The organism is Gordonia sp. UCD-TK1, assembly GCF_001691435.1.
Lineage (GTDB): Bacteria > Actinomycetota > Actinomycetes > Mycobacteriales > Mycobacteriaceae > Gordonia > Gordonia hongkongensis.
Genome location: NZ_LZMP01000017.1, coordinates 78,484 through 86,932 on the forward strand (window position 1 = coordinate 78,484; position 8,449 = coordinate 86,932).

General features: G+C 69.6%; 6 protein-coding genes and 1 pseudogene. 3 read left to right on the forward strand and 4 right to left on the reverse strand.

Features of this window, described 5'->3' with window-relative positions; all coding sequences use genetic code 11:
* Window positions 1-395 precede the first annotated feature (395 nt).
* On the forward strand, window positions 396-3,785 hold the full coding sequence (locus A9310_RS11640) for a pyruvate carboxylase (RefSeq protein ID WP_065630741.1): 3,390 nt from the start codon (window positions 396-398) through the stop codon (window positions 3,783-3,785).
* A 37-nt stretch (window positions 3,786-3,822) separates the two neighbouring features.
* Here A9310_RS11640 and uraH read toward each other — a convergent pair whose 3' ends face one another.
* Window positions 3,823-4,149 carry a hydroxyisourate hydrolase gene (uraH, locus tag A9310_RS11645; RefSeq protein ID WP_065630742.1) on the reverse strand — a complete coding sequence of 109 codons (327 nt, stop codon included), beginning with the start codon at window positions 4,147-4,149 and terminating at the stop codon, window positions 3,823-3,825.
* Complete coding sequence (uraD, locus tag A9310_RS11650; protein ID WP_065630743.1) at window positions 4,146-4,649, reverse strand: 2-oxo-4-hydroxy-4-carboxy-5-ureidoimidazoline decarboxylase; 504 nt, start codon at window positions 4,647-4,649, stop codon at window positions 4,146-4,148. Before uraD ends, uraH begins: the two co-directional genes overlap by 4 nt.
* 51 nt (window positions 4,650-4,700) lie before the next feature.
* On the opposite strand from uraD, the gene A9310_RS11655 reads away from it, so the two are divergent.
* Window positions 4,701-5,285 (forward strand): NTP transferase domain-containing protein, encoded by a 585-nt coding sequence (locus tag A9310_RS11655; RefSeq protein ID WP_065630744.1) that lies wholly within the window; start codon window positions 4,701-4,703, stop codon window positions 5,283-5,285.
* 131 nt (window positions 5,286-5,416) lie between these two features.
* Complete coding sequence (locus A9310_RS11660) at window positions 5,417-6,187, forward strand: hypothetical protein (protein ID WP_065630745.1); 771 nt, start codon at window positions 5,417-5,419, stop codon at window positions 6,185-6,187.
* A 22-nt stretch (window positions 6,188-6,209) separates the two neighbouring features.
* On the opposite strand, the gene A9310_RS11665 is transcribed toward A9310_RS11660, so the two are convergent.
* Together A9310_RS11665 and A9310_RS26330 are read right to left on the reverse strand one after the other, a co-directional pair.
* Window positions 6,210-8,312, reverse strand: coding sequence for a xanthine dehydrogenase family protein molybdopterin-binding subunit (locus tag A9310_RS11665; RefSeq protein ID WP_065630746.1), 2,103 nt, complete (start codon window positions 8,310-8,312; stop codon window positions 6,210-6,212).
* A pseudogene (locus tag A9310_RS26330) lies at window positions 8,309-8,449 on the reverse strand (xanthine dehydrogenase family protein subunit M); the annotation flags it as partial. The gene A9310_RS11665 and the pseudogene A9310_RS26330, both read right to left, overlap by 4 nt.

Here is an 8,449-nt window from a genome sequence, read left to right on the forward strand (position 1 = left end):
ATTTCCGACGCTGCGGATCTCTCATTGTCGAATCCTGCTGGAGAGTATTTCTCAACACTGCGGCAATGAGTGCCACGTACATTGCGCGGCAATTGTTTTCGATCACCTTTCCCGAGGCGTCACAGTGCCGTGCCGCCGCCTTTCCGACGCGGTGGACGGCGTCGGGGAGCACGGTTTCCGAGGGGGTCGAAGGCGGTGTGAGGGGGTGGCCGAACGGCCGGTCTCGGTGAGTAGGATCACGACGTGAACTGCCCGTGGAAACGGGTCGGCGTCGTCGGGACATTCGCGTCGATCCGTGCCCGCCGGGAGTTTGTTCGCGCGATCTCCACCGCGATTGTGCGAGTCGCTGAGCACGCGCCGGACCGGCGCAGGCGTGAGAGAAAGAGAACACCACGATGTTCGACAAGGTTCTGGTCGCCAACCGCGGCGAGATCGCCATCCGCGCATTCCGCGCCGCCTACGAACTGGGCGCGCGCACGGTCGCGATCTTCCCGTACGAGGATCGCAACTCGGTGCACCGGCTGAAGGCCGACGAATCCTACCAGATCGGGGTGCCGGGACATCCGGTGCGGGCCTACCTGTCGGTCGACGAGGTCGTCGGCGCGGCGGTCCGGTGTGGCGCCGATGCTATCTACCCCGGTTACGGATTCCTGTCGGAGAACCAGGGTCTCGCCGCCGCGTGCGCGGAGGCGGGCATCACCTTCGTGGGCCCGAGCGCCGACATCCTGGAGATGACCGGCAACAAGGCGACCGCGGTGGCCGCGGCGAAGGCGGCGGGGATCCCCGTGCTCGCGAGCTCGGAGCCGTCGTCGGATCTCGACGAGTTGCTCGCCGCGGCGGAGGACATGCAGTTCCCGGTCTTCGTCAAGGCGGTCGCGGGTGGCGGCGGGCGGGGGATGCGCCGCGTCGACGAGCGTGCCGACCTCGCCGAGGCCATCGCGGCCGCGTCGCGCGAGGCCGAGGCCGCGTTCGGCGACGCGACGGTGTTCCTGGAGCAGGCCGTGGTCAACCCGCGGCACATCGAGGTGCAGATCCTCGCCGACACCTACGGCAACGTCATCCACCTCTACGAGCGCGACTGCAGCCTGCAGCGCCGCCATCAGAAGGTGATCGAGCTCGCGCCCGCACCGAACCTCTCCGACGAGTTGCGCGAGCAGATCTGCTCGGACGCAGTGGCTTTCGCGCGATCGATCGGCTACTCGTGCGCGGGCACGGTGGAGTTCCTGCTCGACGAACAGGGTCGCCATGTGTTCATCGAGATGAACCCGCGTATCCAGGTCGAGCACACGGTGACCGAGGAGATCACCGATGTGGACCTCGTCAGCGCGCAGCTGCGCATCGCATCGGGGGAGTCGCTGGCGGATCTCGGACTGACCCAGGACACGATCCGCATCCGCGGTGCCGCGCTGCAGTGCCGGATCACCACCGAGGACCCCGCCAACGGCTTCCGGCCCGATGTCGGGCGCATCACCGCCTACCGCAGCCCCGGCGGTGCCGGCGTCCGGCTCGACGGCGGTGCGAACCTCGGCGCCGAGGTGAGTGGCCACTTCGACTCGATGCTCGTCAAACTGACTTGTCGCGGACGGGATTTCCCGACCGCGGTGCGGCGTGCGCGCCGCGCCGTGGCCGAGTTCCGAATCCGTGGCGTCGCGACCAACATCCCGTTCCTGCAGGCGGTGCTCGACGATCCGGATTTCCGCGCCGGGCGCGTCACGACGTCGTTCATCGACGAGCGTCCCGGTCTGCTGACCTCGCGTTCGTCAGCCGACCGCGGTACCAAGATCCTGTCGTACCTGGCCGACGTCACCGTGAACAAGCCGCACGGTGAGCGGCCCACCACGGTGTACCCGCGCGACAAGCTGCCCACCGTCGAGCGTTCGGTGCTCGCCTCGCCGCCGAACGGCTCGCGGCAGCGTCTGCTGGAGCTCGGACCCGAGGGGTTCGCGCGCGACCTGCGCGAGAACCCGCGGCTGGGCATCACCGACACGACGTTCCGCGATGCGCACCAATCGCTGCTCGCGACTCGCGTGCGCACCAACGGGCTGCTCAACGTGGCGCCGTACGTGGCCGCGCTGACCCCCGAACTGCTGTCCGTCGAGTGCTGGGGCGGGGCGACCTACGATGTGGCGCTTCGCTTCCTGAAAGAAGACCCGTGGGATCGGCTGGCGCAGTTGCGGGAGGCGATCCCCAACATCTGTCTGCAGATGCTGTTGCGCGGCGCCAACACGGTCGGCTACACCCCGTATCCGACGAAGGTGACGACCGCGTTCGTGTCCGAGGCGACCGACGTCGGCATCGACATCTTCCGTATCTTCGACGCCCTCAACAACATCGACGCGATGCGACCCGCGATCGACGCGGTCCGCGAGACCGGCACGGCGGTGGCCGAGGTGGCGATGAGCTACACCGGCGATCTGTCCGACCCGGGCGAGGACCTCTACACGCTCGACTACTACCTGCGCCTGGCCGAACAGATCGTGGAGGCGGGCGCGCACGTCCTGGCGATCAAGGACATGGCGGGTCTGCTGCGCGCTCCCGCGGCGACCACCCTGGTGTCAGCGCTGCGGCGTGAGTTCGATCTGCCGATCCGCGTGCACACCCACGACACCCCGGGCGGACAGCTGGCGACCTACATGGCCGCGTGGCAGGCGGGGGCCGACGCGGTCGACGGCGCCAGTGCCGCGCTGGCGGGCACCACGAGCCAGCCGCCGCTGTCGGCGATCGTCGCCGCGACCGCCCACACCGAGCGGGACAGCGGCATCGACCTCGCGCGGGTGTGCGACCTCGAGCCGTACTGGGAGGCGCTGCGAAAGGTCTACTCGCCGTTCGAGTCCGGTCTCCCGGCGCCGACCGGGCGGGTCTACTCCCACGAGATCCCGGGCGGGCAGCTGTCGAACCTGCGGCAGCAGGCAATCTCCCTCGGGCTGGGCAACCGGTTCGAGGCAGTCGAGCAGGCGTACGCCGCCGCTGATTCGATGCTCGGCCGACTGGTCAAGGTGACCCCGTCGTCGAAGGTCGTCGGCGACCTCGCGCTCGCGCTGGTCGGCCGCGGCATCACCGCCTCGGACTTCGCGGCCGACCCGGCCTCCTACGACATCCCGGACTCGGTGATCGGCTTCCTGCGCGGCGAGCTGGGCGACCCACCCGGTGGCTGGCCCGAACCGCTGCGCACCCTCGCGCTGCAGGGCCGCGCGCCGGCCCCCGAGGTCACCCCACTGTCCGCCGACGACGAGGCCATCCTCGACAAGCCGGGTCGTGACCGTCAGGTCCGGCTCAACCACCTGCTCTTCCCCGGTCCGGCAAAGGAATTCGAGGAGCACTACGAGGCCTACGGTGACACGTCGAGGCTCTCGGCCAACCAGTTCTTCTACGGACTGCGCTACGGCGAGGAACACCGCGTCGAACTCGAACCCGGTGTCGATCTGCTCATCGGGCTGGAGGCGGTCAGCGAACCGGACGAGCAGGGCATGCGGACCGTCATGTGCGTCCTGAACGGTCAGCTGCGTCCGATCGCGGTGCGCGACCACTCCGTCGACTCGGCTGTCGCGTCGGCGGAGAAGGCGGACCGCTCCAACCCGCACCACATCGGTGCCCCGTTCGCGGGCGTCGTGTCGCTGTCGGTCGACGTCGGCGACGAGGTCGCCGCAGGCGCGACGATCGGCACCATCGAGGCGATGAAGATGGAGGCGGCGATCACCGCCCCGGTCGCGGGCACCGTGACCCGACTCGCCATCGGACAGGTGACGCAGGTCGCGCCGGGGGATCTGCTGATCGAGATCCGCTGAGCAGATCGGCGGCGGGGCACCTCGCCCCGCCGCCGGTTCAGCTACCCCGGTACGTCGAGTAGGCGAAGGGGCTCAACAGGATCGGTACGTGGTGATGTCGCCCGGGGTCGTCGATCTCGAAACAGATGTCGATCTCGGGATAGAAACCCTTGATGTCGTTGTCGGCGAACCAGTTCCCGGTGTCGAAGACGAGGTGGTAGATCCCGGGGACGAGCGCCTCGGTGTTGACTGAGGTGATGCGACCGTCGGAATCGGTGCTGCCGCTGGACAATTCGGTCCCCGACGCATCCTGGAGGGACACCTCGAGGCCGACGGCGGGTGAACCCGACACCGCGTCGAGGACGTGCGTGGACAGACCGGTCATCTCGAAATCCCTTCGTCGGCGGCGTGCTCGGTCGACAGCATACGGAGCAGGCGGGCGCGGTTGATCTTCGCCAGTTCCGCACGCAGTACCCGGCGTTCGGTGGAGGCGTCGTTGGTCATCCGCGTCCGGAGGATGGCGAGCAGCTCGTCGGCGGGCCGCCCGTTCGCGAAGACCAGGTAGACGTGCCCGAACCGCGCCTCGTAGGCGACATTGGCGTCTCTCAGCTCCGCGAGCACCGAGGCCGACGAGCCCGCCACCCCGGACTGTTCGCGCGCCGACGAGGCGTTGTCGGGCCGGTCACCGATCCGCGGATGCCCGGCGAGCGCCTCGTCGAGGCCGTCCTCGCTGATCTCGGCCAGTGCTCGATCGGCGGCATCGAGCACAGCGGGTACATCGCCGAAGGGCCGCGCGAGCATCATGCGCTCGACCCAGGCCGTCGATGCGCAACAGCTGCGCAGCGCTGCACGGGCTTCGTCGTCGTCCGTCTCGTTGAGCCGCATGATGACCAGCCTAGGAGGCGTGGGCGCAGACGGCGCGTGGAAGATGGGGCGATGGACGACGTCACCGGGGCAGCGCCCCCGGACGACCCCGCGGGACGGGTGCTCGGTGTGGTACTCGCCGCCGGAGCCGGGACCAGGTACGGGATGCCGAAGATCCTCGCGCACGACGGCCGGTGGCTCGAGCGGGCGGTCGCGGCGTTGCGCGACGGCGGTTGCTCCGAGGTGACGGTCGCCATGGGCGCCGCGGTCGTCGAACCACCGGCCGGTGCCGAGACGCTGATTGTCGAGGACTGGGCCGACGGCGTCGGCGCCACGGTGGCGGCGGCCCTGCGGTGGGCGATGGGACGACCGGACGCGGCGGGGCTGACCGTGCACGTGGTCGACACCCCGGCCACGGGAGCCGACGTCGTCGCCCGCGTCCTGGGCGCGGCATCGGGTGACCGCGCCCTTCTCGCGCGAGCGGTCTTCGACGGCAGTCCGGGGCACCCGGTGTACATCGGTGCCGACCATTTCGGACCGGCTCTGCGTGTGGTCGATGGTGACGTGGGTGCTCAGGTGTATCTCCGGTCCCGGGCGGTGACCCGCGTCGAGTGCGGAGATCTGGCGTCCGGCGTGGACATCGACAAGCGGCCCTGACCTGGGTTCAGCGTGCCCATTTCGAGACCTTCTCGTCGCCGTTCCGGTGCACGGTGATCCCACGTGGGACAAGCGTCCATGTCTAGGGTGCAGACATAGCCGGGTAACGGACCGCACTCTCGTCGAAGCGGGTGATCACCGTGGCGCACGATCGTCGTCGACGCCTCACCGCGATTCTCGCCGCGCTCGTCGTGGGAGCCGGCCTCGCGGCATGCGCCACCGGGCCCGACGTACCGGAGCGGACACCGCCGGCCCGCGCCGCGCAGGACGCGCATCTGCCGCCCGGATTCGACACCACCTTCCGCTGGACCGCGACCGGTGTCCTCGATCCGCAGTCCGCCGAGGGCACCTTCGTCCGAGCCTTCACCGAGTCCTTCGAACTCGCCAACGCCGGACGGTCGGCGCGGTGGGGCTACCCCGGTTTCGCCGACGCCGCGCCGTCGAACATCGACCAGATGGTGACGGCGTACCCCCCGATCCACTCGACCTCGGGCCGCGAGGTCGGCACCGCCTTCTATCAGGGGTTGCGCCGCGTCGACGACAACGGCTGGGCGCGAATCGTGATGTGCCGTCACGGGTATCGGTCGGTGCAGCAGAACGGCGAGTGGACCGTCGGATACGACACCCCGCGGCCGGTGGAGATCGACATCCGCCGCGTGGGAACCGATCCCGCGGCCGCACCACGCGGGGGCGAGCGGACCCCCGGCGCCGACGTGTTCGGCGGCTGGTACACCTCCCGCTACGACTTCGCAGCCCTGTACCCGACGCCGACCCCGGATCAGAAGGCATGCGCCGCAATGACTCCGGACGGTATGCCGCACTGGCTGCCGATGGCCGACACCGAGCCGTGGCCGGCCCAGCAGCCGGTACCGGGGTGGTCGAGCTACCCGGGCGCGGCCTGACTCCGCACCGCCAGGGCAGCGACTACTGGTCGGGCAGTCCGCCGAGCAGATCGTCGAGGTGCGCCGGCAGGTCCCGGACCCGTACCCCGGTGGCGTTGTAGATCGCGTTGACCACCGCGGCAGCACTGCCGACGATCCCGATCTCGCCCGCACCGCGCGAACCCATCGGGGTGGCGTGCTCGTCGCGGTCGTCGAGGCAGATCGCGTCGACGTCGGCGATGTCGGCGTGCACGGGGATGTGGTACTCGGCGAGATCCTGCGTGACCACGTGTCCGAACCGGTGATCGCGGACGCTCTCCTCATGCAACGCCATCGAGATACCGAAGGTCATGCCGCCGATGAGTTGCGAACGGACGGTGCGCGGGTTGATGGCGCGGCCGATGGAGAACACCCCGAGCATGCGCGGGATGCGGATCTCCCCGGTGTCGATATCCACGCCGACCTCGACGAAGTGCGCGCCGAACGAGGCCACGGTGAACTTCTCGAGATCGGGGTTGTCCGCCGCTTCCGCGCTGAGTTCGGCGTCCGGAGGCGGATCGTCGCCGAAACGTGCACGGAACTGATGCGCGGCGGTGACGATGGCCGATCCCCAGGACGAGGTGCCCGACGAACCGCCGGCGACGGTCGCGCTGGGCAGCGCGCTGTCGCCGATCTCGATGTCGACGACGTCGGTGGGTACGTCGAGCGCGTCGGCGGCGATGATCTTCAGGGTCGTCCACGCACCGGTGCCGATGTCGGTGGCGGCGATCCGGACCGTGTACCGCCCGTCGCGATGGGTGATCGACGCCGCGTTGCCCGGCTGCACCATGTGGGGATAGGTCGACGACGCGACCCCCAGGCCGACCAGCTGCCGACCGTTCCGGCGGGCCGCCGGCTCCGCCACACGCCGCTCCCAGCCGAATCGTCGGGCTCCCTCGCGGAGACAGTCGAGCAGCCGCCGCGACGACCACGGGTTGCCCGTCTCGGGGTCCTCGGGCGGTTCGTTGCGCACACGCAACTCGATCGGATCGAGGTCGAGGGCATGTGCCAGTTCGTCCATGGCGACCTCGCCGGCGAACATCCCCGGAGCCTCGCCGGGCGCACGCATCCAGAACGGGACCGGGACATCGAGGGGGACGACGTGGTGATCGGTCCGCCGATGGTCGGCCGAGTACATCGATCGTGAGGTGACCGCGGCCTGCTCGGCGAACTCCCCGGCGTGTGCGCTGTGGGTGAATGCCTCGTGCACCATCGCGGTGATGTGGCCGTCCCGATCGGCGGCCAGCCGCAGACGGGATCGGGTGGGCGCGCGGTGTCCGACGTAGACGAACATGTGCTGCCGGGTCACCGCGAACTTCACCGGACGACCGGGCAGGCGCATGGCCGCCATGGCCGCGAGCACGTCGTGCGAGTGCGGCGAGCCCTTCGACCCGAATCCACCGCCGACGTGCGGCGCCATCACCCTCATCTGCTCGGGTTCGAGACCCAGCACCGGCGCCAGCGAGGACACCACGCCCTGGGTCGACTGGGTCGAGTCGTAGAGCGTGAGGACAGCGGCATCCGCATCCCAGGTGGCCACCACGGTGTGCGGCTCCATCGGGTTGTTGTGTTCCTCCGGGGTGGAGTACCACTGGTCGACCGTGACGGTGTCCCCGCCGGCGGTACTGGCCGCCTCGTCCAGGATTCGATCGGGGTCGCCGTCCTGTGAGGTGGGCTCGAACCCGCCATTGACCTGTTCGGGCCGGTAGCTGTCGGGGTGATCGACGCGGAACTCGGTGTCGTGGGCGTCCTCGTCATAGGTGACGGTCACCGCCGAGGCGGCTTCACGCGCCGTCTCGGGACTCTCCGCGACGACGGCGCCGACGAGCTGCCCGCGGTAGGCGATCTCGGGCGACTGCAGGATCGTGAGGTCGCCGCTGGAGGTGTCGGCCAGTTCCGGTGCATTGTCCGGGGTGAGCACGAAGAGCACGCCGGGCGTCGATTCGGCTGCGGCCGTGTCGAATCCGGTGATGCGTCCGCGCGCGATGGTCGCGGTGATCGGCCACAGGTACGCGGCCTCGGTGAGGTGCTCGTAGGCATACGGCGCGGTGCCGCGCACCTTGTCGGCGCCGTCGATGCGGGCGTGGGAGGTACCGATCGCGGTCATCGAGTGCTCAGCTCCCGCAGGGTGGCGATCAGGGTGCGGCGTGCGAGGGGCACCTTGAACTCGTTGCCCTCGAGTGCACGGGCCTCGCCGAGTTCGGCATCGGCTGCCGCGGCGAACAATTCGGTCGAAGGGCGCTG

What these genes read in the sequence shown, in the direction of transcription:
- A9310_RS11640 (WP_065630741.1), top strand. Translation starts at nt 396, where the DNA reads ATGTTCGACAAGGTTCTGGTCGCCAACCGCGGCGAGATCGCCATCCGC.
- A9310_RS11665 (WP_065630746.1), bottom strand. Translation starts at nt 8,312, where the DNA reads ATGACCGCGATCGGTACCTCCCACGCCCGCATCGACGGCGCCGACAAG.
- A9310_RS11655 (WP_065630744.1), top strand. Translation starts at nt 4,701, where the DNA reads ATGGACGACGTCACCGGGGCAGCGCCCCCGGACGACCCCGCGGGACGG.
- uraH (WP_065630742.1), bottom strand. Translation starts at nt 4,149, where the DNA reads ATGACCGGTCTGTCCACGCACGTCCTCGACGCGGTGTCGGGTTCACCC.
- uraD (WP_065630743.1), bottom strand. Translation starts at nt 4,649, where the DNA reads ATGCGGCTCAACGAGACGGACGACGACGAAGCCCGTGCAGCGCTGCGC.